Origin of the sequence: Mycobacterium sp. (assembly GCF_002863225.1) — a bacterium.
Lineage (GTDB): Bacteria > Actinomycetota > Actinomycetes > Mycobacteriales > Mycobacteriaceae > Mycobacterium.
In genome coordinates this window covers 40,379-59,149 of record NZ_PKEK01000063.1, presented here as the reverse complement: position 1 = coordinate 59,149, position 18,771 = coordinate 40,379, and the positions used below count along the sequence as shown (strand labels likewise).

Sequence of the window (18,771 nt, the reverse complement as noted above, 5' to 3'; positions counted from 1 at the left end):
GCCTTTCTCACTCCGTGTCGCGGGCCCGCGTGAGGGCGGCGTGTGCCCGGGCAGCCGCAAGCTGTTCGGGGGTGTCGATGTCGCTCACATCGCCCACCGCGGCCCGCACGGCAGTGGCCGGTATGAGATCCCTCACTCGGCGCGGGCCGGCGGCCAGGGCCGCGAGCAGCGCCGTCGAATCCCACACCGCGGTCAGGTACTGCGGGTGACCGGTCTCATCGACCGCCAAGGCGACCGGCGCGTCTCCACGGGCCGCTGCTAGCGCCGTCACCGTGGCCGCCTCGATGCCTGGCAGGTCAGCCGCGAGCACCACGATGTCCGCAGCGCCCGTGGGCAGCGCCGACACGCCCGCCGCAAGCGCCGCGACCGGGCCCGCTCCGGGCGGATCTTCCCGCACCACAACGACTCCGGGCGGCACCTCGCGGGGCGGCCCGACCACCACGACCGCGTCGGCACCGTCGACCGCGGCCAGTGCGATGTCGAGCAACCGCCGCCCGCCGATCCGCTCCTCGGGCTTATCCGCGCCGAGGCGCCGCGACGCCCCACCGGCCAGAATGACAGCCCGCATCGCGGTGCTCAATACACGTCTCGGACGTAACGTCGTTCGGCCGACATCGCATAAAGGTAAGCCCCGGCACTTTTCGGGCTACGGCCGCTCTGCTGCGCAACGACGCCTCGTAGCGTCTCGTCGACGTCGCGGGCCATGCGGGCGGCGTCGCCGCAGACGTAGACGTAGGCGCCGTCGGTGATCCATTTCCACAGATCGGCGGCGGACTCGCGCATCCGGTCCTGGACATAGACCTTGGTGTCACCGTCACGGGAGAAAGCGGTGTCCAGTCGCGTCAGCAGACCGGATTGGGCGAAGCCCTCCAGCTCGTCGCGGTAGTAGAACTCCGTCGCCTCGTGACGCTCCCCGAAGAACAGCCAGTTGTGTCCGTTGTGTCCGCGGGCGGCCCGCTCGTGCAGGAATGCGCGAAACGGCGCGATCCCGGTGCCGGGCCCGATCATGATCGCGCGGGCCTGCGGATCTTCTGGCGGCCGGAAGTATTTCGCGGGCTGGATGAAAACGTCGATCTCGGCGCCGATTTCCAGGTCGGCGAGATGGCCCGAGCAGACACCGTGCCGGCTGGCGTCGACCGGCGAGCGGAATCGCACGATGCCCGGCGTGACGTGCACTTGAGTCGGGTCTTCGAGCGGGCTCGACGATATCGAGTACAGCCGCGGCGTCATCGGTTTCAGGACCTCGAGCCAGTCGTCGAGGTTCGCCGTCACCGGGTGGGCCACCAGAAGGTCGAGGAGTTGGCGTCCCCAGATCCAGTCCGCGAAGCCGGCCGGATCGTCGATGACGGCTTGCAGGTCGGGCGACGGGTTGCGCTGATGAATGAACCGCACCAGGTCCGGGGTGATCCGGGTGATGTCCAGCCGGGTCCGGAAAGCCTCTGCCAAGGGCAGTTTCGCGCCTCCCACCGTGATTTCTCGTGCCCCGTCGAGAGTGGTGAGCTCAAGAAACTCGCTGACGGTTTCGCGCCGGTTCTTCGGCCACACCCCGAGCGCGTCGCCCGCTTTGTAGTGCAGCGTGTTCACCGGTAGGTGCACGCCGATGTCGCGCACGTCCTTGTCTGACCCGGCACCGCACAGTGCAGTATTGCCGGCGATCGTGGTGCGCAACGGATTCTTGCGCGAGTAACCCTGTTCGACAGGTCTTTTCGCAGCGGCCGGATTCGGCAGCGGTTGGCGAATCGCGGCAACGGCACGGTCGGTCCAGGCCTGGGCGGTGGACTCGAAGTCCGGCTCGCACGAGCCCCGGTCGCAGATGCGCCGCGCTCCGAGGTGCTCGAGCCGGGCGTCGAGCTTGCGCGCGAAACCGCAGAAGTCGTTGTAGGACGAGTCGCCGAAACCCAGCACCGAGAAGGCGAGGCTGTCGACGTCGCCCGGCTCGGCAGCGGCCAGCGCGTCCCACAGCGCAATACCGTTGTCCGGGGGATCGCCGTCGCCGGTCGTGGCGACGACGAACAGCACCGTGCCGGTCAATTCGGCGACCGAAACTTCCTCCGCGCCGCGAAGCCGTGCCGCGATGCCGTTGCCGTTCAAGTGCTCGACGCAGGTGGCGGCGTAGTCCTCGGCCGTACCGGTTTGTGACGCCCACACCACGGTGACCGACGGACCGGCTGCCGCGACCGGTGCTGAATCATCGGTGCGGCAGAAGATTCCGGCCAGCAGGCCGTCTACCCACATCCGGTTCTGCGGTGACAACGGCGATGCCGGCGGCAGCGCAGGCATCGTTCCCACCGGCGGATTCGCGCGAATGCCGGCCAGCAAACCCGACAGGAACACCCGCTCGGCGGCGGTGAACTCCGGCGAGGAGGGCAGTGCCCCGAGGGCCGCGGCAAAGGCGTCCACCGGCGACTTGGTCGGCTGCGCCGCGGGTTCTGTTGGCGCAGAACGTGGTTCGATCGGGGTGACCGACACCGCGCACACCTTGAACTCGGGCTGCAACGAGTCGGCGTCGACCGCGTCATTGGTGACCGCGTTCACCGCTGCATCCACGCCGAACGCGTCAGCCCAGTGCATCGGTGCGAAACACACGCCGGGGCGTACCGCGTCGTCCACCGCGGCCGGCAGCACCGCGCGGCCCCGGCGCGACCGTATCTCGACCCGATCGCCGTCGCGCACGCCGAGGCGGCCGGCGTCGTCGGGATGCAACTGGAGAAAGGGTTCCGGGTTGAGCTTGTTGAGCTTGGCGACCCGGCCGGTCTTGGTCATCGTGTGCCACTGGTGCGCCAGCCGCCCGGTGGTGAACACCAGTGGGAACTCGTCGTCGGGCAGTTCGGCGGCCGGCAGATGAGGCCGCGGCAGAAACCGGGCCCGGCGGCTCGGGGTCGGAAAGGCAAGGGCCGGAGCGGTTCCGGTGTCGTCGGTGTGGAGGTCTTGACTGACGCCGTCGTTGCGGTAGCGGATCGGATTGCGATCGCCGCTGCCGGGCGCGGCCGGCCATTGCACGGGACCGCGGCGCAGCCGGTCGTAGTCGACGCCGCGCAGGTCCCAGCCGGTCCGGGGATTGTGGAACGCGGCGAGCTCAGCGAAAACCTCAGCGGCGGAATTGAACTCGAGACCCGGATAGCCCATGGCGGTCGCCACCCGGCAGATCAGCTGCCAGTCCGGCATCGCGTCGCCGGGCGGCGGCATCGCGGCCCCGCAATGGGTCAGCGTGCGTTCGCTGTTGACCATGACACCCTCCGCCTCGGACCACAGCGCGGCGGGCAACACGACGTCGGCGTACTCGGCGGTTTCGACGCCGGTGAACGCGTCTTGCACTACCACCAGCTCCGCCTGCTGCAGACCGGCGATCACCGAGGCCCGATTGGCCACCGAGGCAACGGGATTGGTGCAGATGATCCAGGCGGCCTTGATGTCGCCGTCAGCCATCCGGCGATACATGTCGATCGTTCCGGTGCCGGCCTCGGCGCGTATCGTCCCCGGATCCAGGCCCCAGCGGTTTTCGACGAATGCGCGGTCGGCGGCGTCCAGCGTGGAGCGCTGCCCGGGCAGACCTGGACCCAGGTAGCCCATTTCGCGTCCCCCCATCGCGTTGGGCTGACCCGTCAGCGAGAACGGGCCCGCGCCCGGCCGGCAGATCGCCCCGGTCGCCAGGTGCAAGTTGCACAGCGCGTTGGTGTTCCAGGTGCCGTGGGTGGATTGGTTGAGGCCCATCGTCCACAGGCTCACCCAGTTCCTGGTCCCACCGATCAGTTCGGCGACCGCGCGGAGATCCGTCTCCGGCACACCGGTGACGGCGGCAACGGTGTCGGGCGGATACTCGTCGAGCATCGCGTCCAGCGCATCCCAACCCTCGGTGTAGGCAGTGACGAAGTCGTGGTCGACGCCGCCCGCGTCGCGCACCAGACGCAGCAGCCCGTTCAGCAACGCCAGATCAGTGCCGGGGCGCACCGGCAGGTAGATGTCGGCTTTGGCCGCGGTGGCCGTACGGCGTGGGTCGACGACAACCAGCTTCGCGCCGGCGCGGACCCGGTCCATCATCCGCAGATACAGGATCGGATGGCAGTCGGCCATGTTGGCGCCGATCACCACGAACAGGTCCGCGGTGTCCAGGTCGTCGTAGCTGCCGGGCGGGCCGTCGGCGCCCAGCGACTGCTTGTAGCCGGTGCCGGCGCTGGCCATGCAGAGCCGGGAGTTGGACTCGATCCACTGCGTGCGCAGATACCCCTTGGCCAGCTTGTTGGCCAGATACTGGGCTTCGATGGTCATCTGCCCGGACACGTAGAGGGCGATGGCGTCGGGCCCATGCTGGTCGCGGATCGAACGCAATCGCTCGGCAACCGTGTCGATAGCGGCGTCGACCGGGGTGGGCACCGCTTCGGCATCGCGATCCGGGCGGATCAGGGCGGTGGTCAGGCGCCCACCGGCGCGCAGCATGTCCGCGGTGGTGTTGCCTTTGGTGCACAGCCGGCCCCGGTTGGCCGGATGCTCCGCGCGGCCGGTGGCCTTGGTCACCACGTCGCCGGTGACGTGCAGGTCCATGCCGCACCCCACGCCGCAGTACCCGCACACTGTGGCGACCTTTGCTGACGAAGCCATGCCACCTTCTCGCCCAGCGCCGCCACGGCGGCGACGATCGAACTCCATGGTGGCGTGGGCGTGTTTCCTGGCTCGTCGCTGCGGTTACGCCCCGATCAACACGACCTGTCGGCGGGGGAGACGCCGTTGTGAGGTTATGGCCGTGAGAACACCACGCAGTCGTGGCGGACGTCTCCACCCGCTGCGGGATCGGCTTTGCGATGTAGCAGTGCGCGAGTCGGCATCACCCGCAATGTCGCGGTGTCGGCAGATTCGCTCGTGTCGGTCAGCTGTGTGACGCCGTCGACGATCAGCGAATAGCCACCGCCTTCGGTCGGTGGCCACAGCAGGGTTACGGCACTGCGGTTTTCGACGTTGCGTCGGGTCTTGCCGCCGACCAGACCCACGACGATCAGCTGCCCGTCCAGTTCGGGCTCGACGTCGACGGTGTGCACGCGGTAGTCGTCGTCGACGGTCACGAGGTACGCGGCGTGATATCCGCTCAAGGCGTCGGCCAGCCGCTCGAAGTCGACTTTCTTGTCCGCCTTGGCACCCATCGGGCCAGCGTAGGCCTCGGCCGACGGGTGAGGCCCGCAGGCCAGTGGATAATGGCAGGCGTTGCTCCCGATGAGGATGAGGCCATGATCACGACGCTGGGTGTGCCGCTGGTGCGCGATCGCGCCGGCGGTCGTCCGGGCGGCCCCTCGGCTCAGGCCCCTATGGCAGGACCGCTGATCGACCGCTACGGTCGCGTCGCCACCGACCTTCGGGTGTCGCTGACCGATCGATGCAATCTGCGCTGCACCTATTGCATGCCCGCCGAGGGCTTGCAGTGGTCGGCGGCGCAGGAGTTGCTGCAACCCGACGAGATCGAGCGCCTGCTGCGGATCGGCGTCACCCGGTTGGGCATCACGAAGGTGCGGTTCACCGGCGGAGAACCGTTGTTGGCCAAGCACTTTGCGGATGTGATCGCCGCCGCCGCGAGATTGCGTCCCCGGCCGGAGCTCGCGTTGACCACCAATGGAGTGCTGCTGGCCAGGCACGCCGAGACGCTGGCGCGGATCGGGCTGGACCGGGTGAACGTCTCGCTGGACAGCATCGACGGCATGCGCTTCGCGGCGATCACCCGTCGCGATCGGCTCAGCGACGTGCTGGACGGCCTGGCTGCCGCGCACCAGGCCGGCCTGCGCCCGGTGAAAGTCAACGCCGTGCTCGACCCGCGGACCGGCCTCGACGACGCGGTGGCGTTGGTGCGGTTCTGCCTCGAACACCACTACCAGTTGCGGATCATCGAGCAGATGCCGCTCGACGCCGAGCACCAGTGGAGCCGGGCGGCCACCGTGACGGCCGGTCAGGTGCTGACCCAGCTGCGACGGCACTCGTTCACGCTGGAACCCGACCCCGCACCGCGTGATTCGGCGCCGGCCGAGCTGTGGCGGGTCACCGATCCGGCGACCGGACGCACCGGAAAGGTCGGCCTCATCGCGTCGGTGTCGCAACCGTTCTGCTCGACCTGCAACCGAACCCGGCTCACCGCCGACGGGCAGCTGCGCAGCTGCCTTTTCGCGACTGCGGAAACCGACCTGCGGGCGCTGCTTCGCGACGGCGCCGACGACGCCGGGATCGAGGCGGCATGGCGAAATGCCATGTGGGACAAGCCCGTCGGCCACGGCATCGACAACCCCGATTTCGTGCAGCCGGCACGGCCGATGAGCGCGATCGGCGGCTGAGATGACGGTCGAGACCGGTGAGCCGATCCGGGTGAGCGTGCGTTATTTCGCTGCCGCCCAGGCCGCCGCCGGATCGGAATCCGAGCAGCTGGATCTGAGTGGCGGCACGACGGTCGACGACCTGGTCGAGCAGCTCGGGGTGCGCAATCCCGCTCTGGCGAAGGTGCTGCCGCGGTGCTCGTTCCTGTACGACGGCGTGGCGGTTCGCGACCGGGCTCAGCCGCTGCAGCCGGGCATCACCATCGATGTGCTGCCACCGTTCGCCGGCGGCTGAGCTAACAGCAGTTCACCCACTCGTCGGTCCCGTCGGCGAACACCTGACGCTTCCAGACCGGCAGCCGCTCCTTGATGGCGTCGACCAGTTGCGCGCAGGTGGCGAACGCCGCCTGACGATGGTCGGCCGACACCGCGACGACCAGTGCGGCGTCGCCGATCCGCAAGACTCCGATCCGGTGGCTGGCCGCGACGGCGCGCGTTCCCGGCGATTGGGCGACGACGTCGGCGACCACCTCCGCGAGCACGTCGGCCGCCGACGGGTGAGCCGAGTATTCGAGCTCGGTGACCTGGCGCCCGTGGTCGTGATCGCGAATCTGGCCGACGAATCCGACCACCGCACCTGCGGCGTCACGGCTCACCAGGTCCTGGTGTTCGCCGAGGCTGATCGGCTGATCCGTCAGCGCGGCACGCACAACGAGCGTCATCGAGGTCCCACTATATTGAGGTCGTCGACGAAGCCGTGGTGGGAGGTGCAGGTCAAGCGCATGCGGTCGGTCGAGGAGCACCAACGGATCGTCGCGGAGCTGATCACCGCCCGCCCCGCTGTCAGCCTGGAACTGCGGCACGCCGAGCGACGGGTGCTGGCCGGGGACGTCACTGCGGCGTTGTCGTTGCCGGTGTTCGATAACTCCGCGATGGACGGATACGCGGTCCGCGCCGACGAGGTAGCCGGGGCCACGGCTGACCGGCCGGTGAAACTGCCGGTGCCCGAAGACATCCCGGCCGGCCGCACCGACCTGCCATCGCTCGAGCCGGGCACCGCGCATCGCATCATGACCGGTGCGCCGGTTCCGCCCGGTGCGACGGCGGTCGTGCCGGTCGAGGCCACCGACGGCCGCGTCGACGTCGTCAGCGTCACCGCTTCCGTTCCGGCGGGTAAGCACATCCGCCGGGCGGGTGAAGACGTGGAGGCGGGCAGCGTAGCGCTGCGGGCCGGCCAACTGGTCACGCCGGCGGTGATCGGGCTGGCGGCGGCGCTGGGATTGCCGGAGTTGACCGTCATTCCGCGCCAGCGCGTGTTGTTGATCTCCACCGGCTCGGAGTTGGTGGCGCCCGGCGCAGCGCTGCGGCCCGGGCAGATCTATGAGTCCAATGCACCCATGCTGGCCGCCGCAATCCGCGCAGCCGACGCCGAAGTGGTTGCGATCGCGACGGTCAGCGACGACGTCGCGCGGTTTGTCGAGGTGGTGGACCGGCACGCCGCCGAGTCCGACCTGATCATCACCAGCGGCGGCATCAGTGCCGGAGCCTACGAGGTGGTCAAGGACGCGTTCGGCCGATCCGGCGATCGGGGAGTGGAATTCGCGCGGGTGGCGATGCAACCCGGCATGCCGCAGGGCGCCGGCCGGGTGGCCGGCACACCCATCCTGACGCTGCCCGGAAACCCGGTCAGCGCGCTGGTGTGCTTCGAGGTCTTCATCCGCGGCCCGTTGCGTGCCGCGATGGGGCTGCCCGATGTCGACCGTCCGCGACGACCCGCGGTGCTGGCCGAGTCGTTGACCTCGCCGGCGGGCAAGCGCCAGTTTCGGCGTGGGGTGTTCGACCCCGGTGCCGGAACGGTGAGCAGTGAGGGCCCACCCGGCTCGCACCACCTGCGAGCGCTGGCTGCGGCGAACTGCCTGCTCGACATCCCGGCCGAGGTCACCGAGATGCCGGCCGGCGCCGCGGTGCAGGTCTGGGACCTGGCCTGATGAACTGTCAGAATGAGACCCGTGACGTCCGACGCCGCCGCTGACCCGCCGACCGGCGGGCTGTCGCACATCGATCACCGCGGAGCGGCCCACATGGTCGACGTCACCGACAAGGGGACGACCAAGCGGGTCGCGGTTGCCACCGGGTCGCTGCGCACCACCGCGGAGGTGGTGGGGCTGATCTCGGTAGGGGGACTGGCCAAGGGCGATGCGCTGGCCACCGCGCGAATAGCCGGAATCCAGGCCGCCAAACGCACCAGCGAGCTGATCCCGTTGTGCCACCAGTTGGCGCTCACCGGCGTCGACGTCGAATTCGGTGTCAGCGCAACCGATGTGGACGTCACCGCGACGGTGCGGAGCACCGACCGCACCGGGGTGGAGATGGAGGCGCTGACTGCGGTGTCGGTGGCCGCGCTGACGCTCTACGACATGATCAAAGCAGTGGATCCAGCCGCCCGGATCGACGACGTGAGGGTGCTGCGCAAGGACGGCGGCCGGCACGGAACCTGGGTGCGGTGATGACCGGGCGATCAGCGCGGGTGGTCATCGCCTCGAACCGGGCTTCGGCGGGCGTGTACGAGGATCGCTGCGGCCCGATGATCGCGGAATGGCTGGTGCAGCAGGGGTTTCCGCCGGTCACGCCGGTCGTTGTCGGCGACGGAGATCCGGTTGGCAGGGCACTGCGGGAGGCAGTCGCCGACCGCGTGGACGTGGTGATCACCTCTGGCGGCACCGGCATCTCGCCCACCGACGACACGCCCGCCCAGACCATCGCGGTGCTCGACTACGAGGTTCCCGGCCTGGCCGATGAGATCCGGCGCTCCGGTCTGCCGAAGGTGCCGACCTCGATATTGTCGCGCGGCGTCTGCGGGGTGGCCGGCCGCACGCTGATCGTCAACCTGCCCGGCTCGCCGGGCGGCGTGCGCGACGGCCTCGCGGTGTTGGGCAGCGTTCTCGAACACGCCCTCGATCAGCTTGCCGGCAAAGATCATTCGTGACGGGAGCGGCGCGAACGGATCGCGTGAACCGCCCACCACAACGCCAGCGCCCCGACCAGGGCCACCGCGAGGTTGCTCACGAACCCGGTGACGCCGACGGCGATCGCCAGCGCCCACTGCCAGCATCCCCGTAGGTCGCGCAACAACATGATGTGCAGCAGGCCCGCAACTGTCAGCAGACCGGCCAGGATCGGGACCGGGAACCCGGTCAGTGCCGCGGTGAGCGCGGCGCCCATCATCAGCGCGAGCGCGATCAGGATGCCGCCCAACATGATCGGGGCACCGCCGCTGCGCGCGCCGAAGGTGCGGTGCGCCGTCATACCGCCCGCGCCGTGGCAGACCGGCATGCCGCTGACGGCGCCGGCGAACAGATTTGCGATACCGATCGTGGTGGCCAATCGGCCCGGCCGGACCCGTCGGGCGGCGTCACCGAAGTAGGTGCGCGCGGTGTCGGCCGTGGCCAGGCAGGAATTGGCGAATGACAGCGGTACTTGTGGCAGCACGAGGGCCACCGCCGCCGCGGCGAACGCAGCCCGGCTCAGGTGTGGCACGTGCACTGCCGACGGGCCGAGCGTGAACGCGCCGTGGAAGGGCAGCACCATGGCCAGGACGGCAATCGCCAGGAACACCACGGTGATCTGACGCCGCCGCAGCAGCAGGGCAATGGCGATGACGGCCAGCGTCGCGCCACCCAACCACCAGATCGAATGCCGGTGATCGACGAAAGCCTTGGGAGTGGCCGACACCAGCCGCCAGGCAAGCTGACAGAACAGCAACCCCACCGACAGTTGTATCCCGCGAATGATCGGGAGCGGGAATACCCTTGCGACCCAATCCAACAGACCCGACGCGCCGAGCACCAGGAAGAGCAGGCCCATCAACACCGCGCCGGCTGCGATGTCGTCGGCACCGAAGCCGTGCGCAATGGCGATGGCTCCAAAGGCTTTCAACGGCTGCACCGGCACCGGCAGTCGATAGACCAGCCCGGCCGCCACATAGAGCAGACCCGAAGGCAGCAACACCGCAGTCGGCGTCAGTCCATTCTTGACGATCAGGGCCACCGCGATCGGAACCAGGACGCCCAGATCGCCTAGGGCTCCGGCGAATTCCGCCCGATCGAATCTGAACGGAGGCGAATCGGATTCGAGCTGCGAAGGTGCCGTGCCGACCATGCCAGCACTGTAATGCAGCGACTTCGGCACCGGCGGCCCGCTCACGACGTGCCGAGGCGGCGCGTGAGGGTGAATTCACGGCCGCGACACCAGGAGAAGCCGGGCGGCAACATCGCGCTCTTAGGTTCACCTCGAACGTATCGGAATCTCAGAGGAGAACGCGGTGGCGCGATCGCACACGATCACAGGATGGGACCCCGAGGATCGGGTCGCGTGGGATGCGGGTGGGAAGACCATCGCACGACGCAACTTGGTCTGGTCTGTCGCCGCCGAGCATGTCGGCTTCTCGGTGTGGTCGCTGTGGTCGGTGATGGTGCTGTTCATGCCGCAATCGGTGTACGGGCTGACGGCGGCGGACAAGTTCCTGATCGCGGCCACCGCCACGCTGGTCGGCGCGGTGTTACGGCTGCCCTACACCATGGCCACCGCCCGGTTCGGTGGGCGGAACTGGACGGTGTTCTCCGCGGTCGTTCTGCTGGTGCCGGTCCTGGCGACGGTCGCGGTGCTGGCGCAGCCGGGCCGACCGCTGGGGTTCTACCTGGTCTGCGCGGCGCTCTGCGGTCTCGGCGGCGGCAACTTCGCCTCGTCGATGACCAACATCAACGCGTTCTTCCCGCAGCGGCTCAAGGGGATCGCCTTGGGCGTCAACGCCGGCGGCGGCAACATCGGGGTGCCGGCGGTGCAGCTGATCGGCCTGCTCGTCATCGCCACCGCCGGAAACCGCCAACCGTATTGGGTGTGCGGGTTCTACGTTGCGGCGCTGGTGATCGCCGCGATCGGGGCGGCCCGCTACATGGACAACCTCGACGTGGTCTCGGTCGACGTCGCCGCCATGCGTGCGGCGGTACGCAGTCGCCACACCTGGCTGGTCAGCCTGCTCTACATCGGCACCTTCGGCTCGTTCATCGGCTTCTCGTTCGCGTTCGGCCAGGTGCTGCAGATCTCGTTCGCGGCCTCCGGTCAGAGTTCGGCGCAGGCGGCCCTGCACGCCGCCGAAATCGCTTTCGTCGGACCACTATTGGGCTCGATCGCCCGGATCTACGGCGGCCGGCTCGCCGACCGGATCGGTGGCGGAACGGTGACGCTGTGGGCCTTCGTCGGCATGATCGGCGGCGACACACTGTTGGCCGTCACGTCGATGTTCGCCGGCCGCCGGACCGGCGCGGTGACGATGGGCGCGTACGTGATCGGTTTCGTCGTGCTGTTCGTCCTCAGCGGGATCGGCAACGGCGCGGTCTACAAGATGATCCCGTCGATCTTCCACGCCGCGTCCCGCTCGCTCCAGGCCGACGAGCAGGCCCGGGCCGACTATTCGCGGTCGATGTCGGGTGCGGTGATCGGAATCACCGGTGCGATCGGCGGACTCGGTGGTGTGGCGATCAACCTGGCGCTGCGCACGTCCTACTTGGCCCACGGCACCGCTACCGCAGCGTTCTGGGACTTCGCGGTGTTCTATGTGGTCGCGGCGCTGATCACCTTCGGCGTCTACGTGCGACGCTCGTCGACCACCGCCGTCGCGCAACCGGCGTTGGCCGCCGCCTAGGGCGCAAGCCTGATGTGCCCCGGGGGCGAGGGCTGATCGGGCGTCGGAGGCGCCGGAGGCGCCGTGGCGCCGCCCCCCGCGCCACCGCCGGGTTCCACCGGGGCGGGAGCCTCGGGTTCGGGCGCCGGCGCCTGAGGTGGCTGCGGCTCCGTCCGCTGCGGCGGGACCTGCGACGGCGCGGACTGCACGCGGCGCGGAGGCGGTGCCGGGTCCTGCTTGGGCTGCGGCGCGATCTCCTGAGGCAGCACGGGCTGGGCGGGCACCGGCAACGGCTTTGTCGGCGCGATGTCGCCGGCGTGAATGGGCCCGGTTAGCGAAACCATCCGAATTCGTGGTCGCGTGCCATCGCCGGCGGCGATCGACGCGATCTTGCCCCTGTCGTACGGGCAATAAGCCTCGACCGATGCGTTGATGAATTGTGTGATGGTTCTCGTGATGCGGTCTTGAGGTTGCAGGCGGGCGAGGGGATTCTCGTTGAACCCGTTGTTGCGGATCAACTCGACCAAATCGCCGGCCGCCATGCCTTCGTCCAGTTTTGCGCAGACTTTTTTGGCGGTCCCGATCAAGCTGTTCGCATTGTCGACGGGCGGAATCTCCTTCTGGCCAAGGAGATCGAAGAACTTCTGGTCCTGATCGGGATCGGCCATCGCGGTCCGGCAGGGCGATATGGCGACCGTGGCCACGAGCGCGACAGCGGCGACCGCGGCGGGAACGTGTCGGATGATGGCGGAGAACATGGCCGAGTTTCTATCCTGCCGAGAATGCCGAAGAGCCTTGGTTCCCAATGTAACCTTCGCTGATCGATTCGGCAGGACGACTCAACCCGGTCCGAACCCGGCACGAAAAAGGTCCGCCGAGCGTGCTGCCACGCGATAAACCAGGCCGCTTGATCGCAGACCACGCACGCTCGGAGAAGTTCGAGAATTCTCAGACAACCGCCCTGGCGTCCTGAGCGGCGATCTCACCGGCGAGCGGCGCGATCGCGTGCAGGACGTCGGTGATCGTGTCGGGGTGCAGCCCGGCGGCGCACAGCGAGTCCGCCAGATGCGCGGCCACCATCGCGAAGTGATGCATGGTGATGCCGCGACCCTCGTGGACCTGTCGCATCGACGAACCGGTGTAAGGCCCGGGCCCGCCGAGCACGGCGCTGAGGAACTCGACCTGACGTGCCTTCACGCACCTCATGTCCGACCCGGCGTAGAACCCGGCCAGGTGATCGTCGTCCAGCACCCGGCAGTAGAAATCCTCGACGACGACCTCGAGGGCGTCGTGACCGCCGAGTTTCGCGTACAGCGACACCGTCCCAGGCCGGCGAAAGCGGGTGAGCATTCCCATGCCGGTCAGCAGAACACGGGGGAATTGCCCGACCGTTAGCGTGCCGTCACGACGCGATTACCCGGCGTAACAACCGGATTGCGGTAGAACCGCCTCAACTTCGCGGCGGTGTAGCAGACTCGGTGGAAGTCCAGGGCAGTCACCACGGAAAGCGTGACATTAATGAATTTGGGTGATCTGACCGGTTTCGTCGAGAAGCCGATCGCCGCTGTGTCCAACCTCGTCAACACCCCGAACGCGGCCGGCCGGTACCGACCCTTCTACCTGCGCAATCTGCTCGACGCGGTCCAGGGCCGCACCCTGCACGACGCCGTCGAGGGCACCATCACGCTCATCACCGGCGGGTCCTCGGGGATCGGCGAGGCCGCGGCCAAGAAGATCGCCGAGGCCGGCGGTGAGGTGGTGCTCGTCGCGCGAACCCGGGAAAACCTCGACAAGGTCGCCGACGACATTCGCAGCAGCGGCGGCACGGCGCACGTCTATCCCTGCGACCTGACCGACATGGACGCCATCGGGGCGATGGCCGACAAAGTGCTGGCCGACCTCGGCGGTGTCGACATGCTGATCAACAACGCCGGACGGTCGATCCGCCGTTCGCTGGAGCTGTCCTACGACCGCATCCACGACTACCAGCGCACCATGCAGCTGAACTATCTCGGCGCGGTGCAGCTGATCCTGAAATTCATCCCGGGCATGCGGGAGCGGGGATTCGGCCAGATCATCAACGTGTCCTCGGTCGGCGTGCAGACCCGGGCGCCGCGGTTCGGCGCCTACATCGCCAGCAAAGCCGCCCTCGACAGCCTCTGCGACGCGCTGCAGGCCGAGGTGATCGACGAGGACATCAAGTTCACCACAGTGCACATGGCGCTGGTCCGGACGCCGATGATCAGCCCCACGAAGATGTACGACAAGTTCCCGGCGCTGACTCCGGACCAGGCGGCCGGCGTGATCACCGATGCGATCGTGCAGCGTCCCCGGCGGGCCAGCTCGCCGCTCGGACAGTTGGCCGCCGTCGCCGATGCCGTCAACCCGGCCGTGATGGACCGGGTCCGTAATCGGGCCTTCAGCATGTTCGGCGACTCGTCGGCCGCAAAGGGTGATGAATCCAGCCGCAGCTCAACAACTTTCGATGGCAGAAGCGAGACCTTCGTGCGGGCCACCCGCGGAATCCACTGGTGAGGCGAACATGAGTCTTCCTAAACCGACCAATCAGGCGCCCATCGTCATCACCGGCGCCTCCTCGGGTATCGGCACCGAGCTGGCCCGCGGGCTGGCCCGCCGCGGCTACCCCCTGGTGCTGGTGGCGCGCCGCAAGGAGCGACTGGACGAGCTCGCCGACGAGCTGGGTTCGCAATTCTCGGTCGGCGCCGAGGTGCTGCCCCTCGACTTGTCCGATGCCGATGCGCGCCAACCGCTTTCCGAACGCCTGCGTGGTGAGTCGATCGCCGGCCTGTGCAACAGCGCCGGATTCGGCACCAGCGGAGTCTTCCAAGACCTGCCGGTCGAGCGGGAAAGCGAAGAAGTGGTACTGAATTCGCTGACCCTGATGGAGCTCACCCATGCCGCATTGCCCGGCATGGTCGAGCGGGGAGCCGGAGCGGTGCTCAACATCGCCTCGATCGCCGGCTTCCAGCCCATGCCGTACATGGCGGTCTACTCGGCGACCAAGGCTTTCGTGCAGACCTTCTCGGAGGCGGTACACGAAGAGCTGAGCGGAACGGGTGTGTCGGTGACGGTGCTGTGCCCCGGACCTGTGCCGACCGAGTGGGGCGAGATCGCCAACGCGGAGCGCTTCAGCATCCCGATCGCCCAGGTGTCGCCGCACGACGTCGCGGAGGCGGCCATCGCCGGAATGGTCGAGGGCAAGCGCAGCGTGGTTCCCGGCCTGGTGCCCAAAGCCGTCAGCATCGGTGGCCGGTACATGCCGCGCACCCTGCTGCTGCCCGGTCTGCGGCTCGGCAATCGCTTCCGCGGCGGGCCCAGCCACTGATGGCCAAAGTCGACGTCACGGCCGAAGTGCCGATGCGCCCGCAGGACATGTGGGAACGAGTCTCCGACCTGACCCAGCTCGGCGATTGGCTGACCATGCACGAGGGTTGGCGCAGCGACCTCCCCGACGAGCTCGGCGAAGGCACCCAGATCGTGGGAGTGGCCCGCGCCAAAGGTTTCCGCAATCGAGTGACCTGGACGGTCACCACCTGGGAGCCGCCGAACCGGATCGCGCTGTCCGGATCGGGCAAAGGCGGTGCCAAATACACCGTCACGCTCAGCGTCTCACCCACCAAAACGGGCTCGAAGCTGGGCATACGCCTCGATTTGGGTGGGCGGGCGCTGTTCGGCCCAGTGGGCGCGACCGCGGCCCGCGCCGTCAAAGGCGACGTGGAGAAGTCGCTGAAGCAGTTCGTCGAGCTGTACGGCTAGCCCGGCCTCGCAGGTCGCCGCGAACTCACCTCGCCCGAAGGGCCGCTATCCACAGCCAACGGCGGTAGCCTGACCGGGTGTTACGGGGGGCTCGTAGAGCGACGGTTGCTGATGGCACAGGTGTCTTCGGCTGGATCGGCGTGTGCGTGCGGCGCTGGCCCTGGGCGGTCATCGGATTCTGGATCGCGCTGACGGCTGTGCTGTCGGTGACGTTCCCGTCGTTGACCGAGATGGCGGCCAAGCGTCCGGTTCCGATTCTGCCGTCCGACGCCCCGGTGCTGGAGACGACCCGCCAGATCTCCGAGGCGTTCCACCAATCCGGGTCGGAGAACGAGAACGTGCTGCTGGTCGTCCTTACCGACGACAACGGGCTCAACCCTTCTGATCTGAGTACCTACCGCGCGCTGGCCACCAATCTGCGACCGGACACCCACGACATCGTCATGCTGCAGGACTTCGTCCGCACTCCGGCCCTACGCGAGGCGATGACCAGCAAGGATCACAAAGCCTGGTACCTGCCGATGGTGTTGTCCGGCGGCGTCGGCACACCTGAGCTGCACGAGGGCTTCGGCCGGGTCGCCGAGATCGTCAAAAAGTCCGTCGACGGCTCGACGCTGACCGCGCATCTGACCGGTCCCGCGGCCACCGGCGACGACCTGATGTACATCGGCATCCGCGACATGCACGTCATCGAGACTGCCGTCGTGGTGATGGTTCTGGTCATCCTCTTCGTCATCTACCGCAATTTCCTGACCATGATGCTGCCGCTGGTCACCATCGGTGTCTCGGTGGGTGTCGCGCAAGCGTTGGTCTCCGGCGTCGCCCAACTCGGCCTGGGCGTCTCCACCCAGACCATCACGCTGATGACCACGATGATGTTCGGCGCGGGAATCGACTACGCGGTCTTCCTGATCAGCCGATATCACGACTATCTGCGGCAGGGCCTGGACTCCGACGAAGCCGTCGAGAAGGCGCTGACGTCGATCGGCAAGGTCATCGCCGGGTCCGCGGCGACGGTGGCCGTCACCTTCCTCGGGATGATCTTCACCAAGCTGGGAGCGTTCCGGAACGTCGGTCCGGCGTTGGCCATTTCCATCGCGGTGGCGTTGTGCGCGGCCGTGACGTTCCTGCCGGCGCTGATGGTCCTTGCCGGACGGCGCAATTGGATCAAGCCGCGTCGCGATCTCACGGGCCACTTCTGGCGGGTCACCGGAATCCGCCTGGTGCGCAAGCCGGTGATCCATCTGGCCGGCAGCCTCACCGTGCTGCTGATCCTCGCCGGTTGCGCGATGTTCGCCCGCTTCAACTACGACGACAGCAAGACCCTGCCGTCCTCAGTCGAAAGCGCCGTCGGCTACGCCACTTTGTCGGAACACTTTCCGCTGAACGCGACCATCCCGGAGTATCTGGTCGTCCAGTCGACCGAAGACCTCCGCAAGCGTCCCGCCCTGGTCGAGTTGAAGCAGATGGAGCAGCGGGTCAGCCAACTGCCCGACATCGCGGCAATCCGCCCCGCTCCGGTGCCGTCGGCGAAATCGGACGACAAGAAGCACGCGGCCGACGGGAGCGCATTGCCCCGGCGCGACAAGGGCAGCCAGGGCGGTAACAAGGACCTCGAAGGTGCGGAGGGGTTCCCGAACGTCGCCGCGCTGTTGTATTCAGTGTCCAGCTCCGGAAACGTGGATCTCACACCGGATCTCAGTAGCCTCGATCTGCCGCCCGGGGTGACCCTGCCGACCGCGCCGCCGGCCGCGGAGAAGCCGGTCGACGACACCAGGACGTTCATCGACACCGTGCGTGGACTCGGCTTCGCGATGTCGGTCGACATCGCCGAGATCGCGAACACCGTCGGCGCGACGCCGGTGACGGTGCTCGACGTGGTCGCAACCGCGAACCGCGACGGCGGTGCGCTGAAGAAGATGTCCGAATTCGCCGAGCAGTTGTCGTCGTTCCCCGACGAGCCGTCCATCGAAGCGGCGTCGCGGGAGGTGCGCCGGATCGTCGAGAACGCCCGAACCGAGCTGCGCTCGTTGAGCAACGACGGCCCAGGCAACGCCGGCAGTGCCCCGCCGACAAAGGACGCGCACACCTACGCCGAGGCCATCCAGCAGATGATCGATGAGGTCAAGGCGCTGATCAAAGACACCTCGCAGACCGGGGGAGGTCTGAACAGCGCGCTGACCGCATTCATCTCACCGGACGGGCACACCGCGCGATACCTGGTGCAGACCAACCTCAACCCGTTCGCCACCGAGGCGTTTAACCAGATCCGCCAGATCACCGACGCGGCTCGCGGGCCGCATCCCCGCCCGATGATGAAAGCGGCGTCGATCTCCGCGTCGGGTGTCACCGCGATGCTTCGCGATACCCGTGCCTACTACGGCGACGACATCAACCTCATCATCGTGATGACCATCCTGATCGTGTTCTTCATCCTGGTGGCGATATTGCGCGCCGTGATCGCACCGCTGTATTTGATTGCGTCCGTGGTGCTTTCGTATCTGTCGGCGCTCGGCATCGGCGTGATCGTCTTCCAGTTCATCCTCGGTCAGTCGCTGACCTGGAGCATCCCCGGCCTGACCTTCATCGTGCTGGTCGCCATGGGCGCCGACTACAACCTGCTGCTGATCTCGAGGCTGCGCGAGGAGTCGCCGCACGGGATTCGCTCCGGTGTCATCCAGACCGTGCGCTCGACCGGTGGTGTGATCACCGCTGCCGGCGTCATCTTCGCCGCCTCGATGTTCGGCATGCTGTTCGCCAGCATCAGCACCCTGGTGCAATGCGGTTTCATCATCGGGGTCGGACTGCTGCTGGACACCTTCCTGGTGCGCACCATCACCGTGCCCGCGGTCGCGGTGCTGGTCGGCAAGTGGAACTGGTGGCCGTCCAAGCCGCCGCTCCCCGCACCGCGGAAGCAGGCGCCGAAGCCGGCATCCGCGCCGGAAACGTCCGGCGACCCCACCGACGAGATCGGCCCGAGCGGCAAGCACGCCGTCAGCGACGCCGACACCGTCGCACTGCGCTCCTAAA

Annotated in this window: 17 protein-coding genes; 10 read left to right on the top strand and 7 right to left on the bottom strand. The window is 68.0% G+C overall.

Annotated elements, in window-relative coordinates; translation table 11 throughout:
* Positions 1 to 7: 7 nt before the first annotated feature.
* From CYU59_RS20120 to CYU59_RS20110, 3 genes are all read right to left on the bottom strand, one after another.
* Positions 8 to 568 carry an NTP transferase domain-containing protein gene (locus CYU59_RS20120; RefSeq protein WP_293001935.1) on the bottom strand — a complete coding sequence of 187 codons (561 nt, stop codon included), beginning with the start codon at positions 566 to 568 and terminating at the stop codon, positions 8 to 10.
* An 8-nt stretch (positions 569 to 576) separates the two neighbouring features.
* Positions 577 to 4,596: a bifunctional nitrate reductase/sulfite reductase flavoprotein subunit alpha gene (locus CYU59_RS20115; RefSeq protein ID WP_293001933.1), complete on the bottom strand. Its 4,020-nt coding sequence runs from the start codon at positions 4,594 to 4,596 to the stop codon at positions 577 to 579.
* A 134-nt stretch (positions 4,597 to 4,730) separates the two neighbouring features.
* Positions 4,731 to 5,132 (bottom strand): pyridoxamine 5'-phosphate oxidase family protein, encoded by a 402-nt coding sequence (locus CYU59_RS20110; protein ID WP_293001931.1) that lies wholly within the window; start codon positions 5,130 to 5,132, stop codon positions 4,731 to 4,733.
* A gap of 162 nt (positions 5,133 to 5,294) precedes the next feature.
* On the opposite strand from CYU59_RS20110, the gene moaA reads away from it, so the two are divergent.
* Both moaA and CYU59_RS20100 read left to right on the top strand, forming a co-directional pair.
* Positions 5,295 to 6,305: a GTP 3',8-cyclase MoaA gene (moaA, locus tag CYU59_RS20105; protein WP_293002000.1), complete on the top strand. Its 1,011-nt coding sequence runs from the start codon at positions 5,295 to 5,297 to the stop codon at positions 6,303 to 6,305.
* 1 nt (position 6,306) lies between these two features.
* Complete coding sequence (locus tag CYU59_RS20100; protein ID WP_293001929.1) at positions 6,307 to 6,579, top strand: MoaD/ThiS family protein; 273 nt, start codon at positions 6,307 to 6,309, stop codon at positions 6,577 to 6,579.
* Position 6,580: 1 nt separating this feature from the next.
* Here the strand turns inward: CYU59_RS20100 and CYU59_RS20095 are convergent, their stop codons facing one another.
* Positions 6,581 to 7,006 (bottom strand): molybdenum cofactor biosynthesis protein MoaE, encoded by a 426-nt coding sequence (locus CYU59_RS20095; protein ID WP_293001926.1) that lies wholly within the window; start codon positions 7,004 to 7,006, stop codon positions 6,581 to 6,583.
* A gap of 60 nt (positions 7,007 to 7,066) precedes the next feature.
* On the opposite strand from CYU59_RS20095, the gene glp reads away from it, so the two are divergent.
* The 3 genes from glp (at position 7,067) to CYU59_RS20080 (ending at position 9,270) form a co-directional block, all read left to right on the top strand.
* The gene (glp, locus tag CYU59_RS20090; protein WP_293001997.1) at positions 7,067 to 8,272 is read left to right on the top strand and encodes a gephyrin-like molybdotransferase Glp; all 1,206 of its coding nucleotides are present in this window, start codon (positions 7,067 to 7,069) and stop codon (positions 8,270 to 8,272) included.
* 93 nt (positions 8,273 to 8,365) lie between these two features.
* Positions 8,366 to 8,791: a cyclic pyranopterin monophosphate synthase MoaC gene (gene moaC, locus CYU59_RS20085; RefSeq protein WP_293001994.1), complete on the top strand. Its 426-nt coding sequence runs from the start codon at positions 8,366 to 8,368 to the stop codon at positions 8,789 to 8,791.
* Positions 8,791 to 9,270, top strand: a complete 480-nt coding sequence (locus CYU59_RS20080; RefSeq protein WP_293001924.1) for a MogA/MoaB family molybdenum cofactor biosynthesis protein — start codon at positions 8,791 to 8,793, stop codon at positions 9,268 to 9,270. Before moaC ends, CYU59_RS20080 begins: the two co-directional genes overlap by 1 nt.
* On the opposite strand, the gene CYU59_RS20075 is transcribed toward CYU59_RS20080, so the two are convergent.
* Positions 9,261 to 10,442 carry a putative sulfate/molybdate transporter gene (locus tag CYU59_RS20075; protein WP_293001922.1) on the bottom strand — a complete coding sequence of 394 codons (1,182 nt, stop codon included), beginning with the start codon at positions 10,440 to 10,442 and terminating at the stop codon, positions 9,261 to 9,263. The genes CYU59_RS20080 and CYU59_RS20075 overlap by 10 nt on opposite strands.
* Positions 10,443 to 10,605: 163 nt before the next feature.
* Here CYU59_RS20075 and CYU59_RS20070 point away from each other — a divergent pair, with 163 nt between their 5' ends.
* Positions 10,606 to 11,985, top strand: a complete 1,380-nt coding sequence (locus tag CYU59_RS20070; RefSeq protein ID WP_293001920.1) for a nitrate/nitrite transporter — start codon at positions 10,606 to 10,608, stop codon at positions 11,983 to 11,985.
* On the opposite strand, the gene CYU59_RS20065 is transcribed toward CYU59_RS20070, so the two are convergent.
* Together CYU59_RS20065 and CYU59_RS20060 are read right to left on the bottom strand one after the other, a co-directional pair.
* Entirely contained in the window at positions 11,982 to 12,722 is a 741-nt protein-coding gene (locus CYU59_RS20065) for a DUF732 domain-containing protein (RefSeq protein ID WP_293001918.1), read from the bottom strand. The genes CYU59_RS20070 and CYU59_RS20065 overlap by 4 nt on opposite strands.
* 190 nt (positions 12,723 to 12,912) lie before the next feature.
* Complete coding sequence (locus CYU59_RS20060; RefSeq protein ID WP_293001915.1) at positions 12,913 to 13,320, bottom strand: group 1 truncated hemoglobin; 408 nt, start codon at positions 13,318 to 13,320, stop codon at positions 12,913 to 12,915.
* A 162-nt stretch (positions 13,321 to 13,482) separates the two neighbouring features.
* Between CYU59_RS20060 and CYU59_RS20055 the strand changes: the two genes are divergently transcribed.
* From CYU59_RS20055 to CYU59_RS20040, 4 genes are all read left to right on the top strand, one after another.
* On the top strand, positions 13,483 to 14,499 hold the full coding sequence (locus CYU59_RS20055; protein WP_293001912.1) for an SDR family NAD(P)-dependent oxidoreductase: 1,017 nt from the start codon (positions 13,483 to 13,485) through the stop codon (positions 14,497 to 14,499).
* Between the two features lie 7 nt (positions 14,500 to 14,506).
* Positions 14,507 to 15,310 (top strand): SDR family oxidoreductase, encoded by an 804-nt coding sequence (locus CYU59_RS20050; protein WP_293001910.1) that lies wholly within the window; start codon positions 14,507 to 14,509, stop codon positions 15,308 to 15,310.
* Positions 15,310 to 15,741, top strand: coding sequence for an SRPBCC family protein (locus tag CYU59_RS20045; RefSeq protein WP_293001908.1), 432 nt, complete (start codon positions 15,310 to 15,312; stop codon positions 15,739 to 15,741). The genes CYU59_RS20050 and CYU59_RS20045 overlap by 1 nt, the downstream gene beginning before the upstream one ends.
* 146 nt (positions 15,742 to 15,887) lie before the next feature.
* Positions 15,888 to 18,770, top strand: coding sequence for an RND family transporter (locus CYU59_RS20040; RefSeq protein ID WP_293001906.1), 2,883 nt, complete (start codon positions 15,888 to 15,890; stop codon positions 18,768 to 18,770).
* Position 18,771: the final 1 nt, after the last annotated feature.

Excerpts from the sequence above, each read along its gene's own strand:
- CYU59_RS20115 (WP_293001933.1), bottom strand. The coding sequence starts at position 4,596 with ATGGCTTCGTCAGCAAAGGTCGCCACAGTGTGCGGGTACTGCGGCGTG.
- moaC (WP_293001994.1), top strand. The coding sequence starts at position 8,366 with ATGGTCGACGTCACCGACAAGGGGACGACCAAGCGGGTCGCGGTTGCC.
- CYU59_RS20060 (WP_293001915.1), bottom strand. The coding sequence starts at position 13,320 with ATGGGAATGCTCACCCGCTTTCGCCGGCCTGGGACGGTGTCGCTGTAC.
- CYU59_RS20050 (WP_293001910.1), top strand. The coding sequence starts at position 14,507 with ATGAGTCTTCCTAAACCGACCAATCAGGCGCCCATCGTCATCACCGGC.
- CYU59_RS20120 (WP_293001935.1), bottom strand. The coding sequence starts at position 568 with ATGCGGGCTGTCATTCTGGCCGGTGGGGCGTCGCGGCGCCTCGGCGCG.
- CYU59_RS20065 (WP_293001918.1), bottom strand. The coding sequence starts at position 12,722 with ATGTTCTCCGCCATCATCCGACACGTTCCCGCCGCGGTCGCCGCTGTC.
- CYU59_RS20075 (WP_293001922.1), bottom strand. The coding sequence starts at position 10,442 with ATGGTCGGCACGGCACCTTCGCAGCTCGAATCCGATTCGCCTCCGTTC.
- CYU59_RS20095 (WP_293001926.1), bottom strand. The coding sequence starts at position 7,006 with ATGACGCTCGTTGTGCGTGCCGCGCTGACGGATCAGCCGATCAGCCTC.
- moaA (WP_293002000.1), top strand. The coding sequence starts at position 5,295 with ATGGCAGGACCGCTGATCGACCGCTACGGTCGCGTCGCCACCGACCTT.
- CYU59_RS20045 (WP_293001908.1), top strand. The coding sequence starts at position 15,310 with ATGGCCAAAGTCGACGTCACGGCCGAAGTGCCGATGCGCCCGCAGGAC.
- CYU59_RS20080 (WP_293001924.1), top strand. The coding sequence starts at position 8,791 with ATGACCGGGCGATCAGCGCGGGTGGTCATCGCCTCGAACCGGGCTTCG.
- CYU59_RS20110 (WP_293001931.1), bottom strand. The coding sequence starts at position 5,132 with ATGGGTGCCAAGGCGGACAAGAAAGTCGACTTCGAGCGGCTGGCCGAC.
- glp (WP_293001997.1), top strand. The coding sequence starts at position 7,067 with ATGCGGTCGGTCGAGGAGCACCAACGGATCGTCGCGGAGCTGATCACC.
- CYU59_RS20055 (WP_293001912.1), top strand. The coding sequence starts at position 13,483 with ATGAATTTGGGTGATCTGACCGGTTTCGTCGAGAAGCCGATCGCCGCT.
- CYU59_RS20100 (WP_293001929.1), top strand. The coding sequence starts at position 6,307 with ATGACGGTCGAGACCGGTGAGCCGATCCGGGTGAGCGTGCGTTATTTC.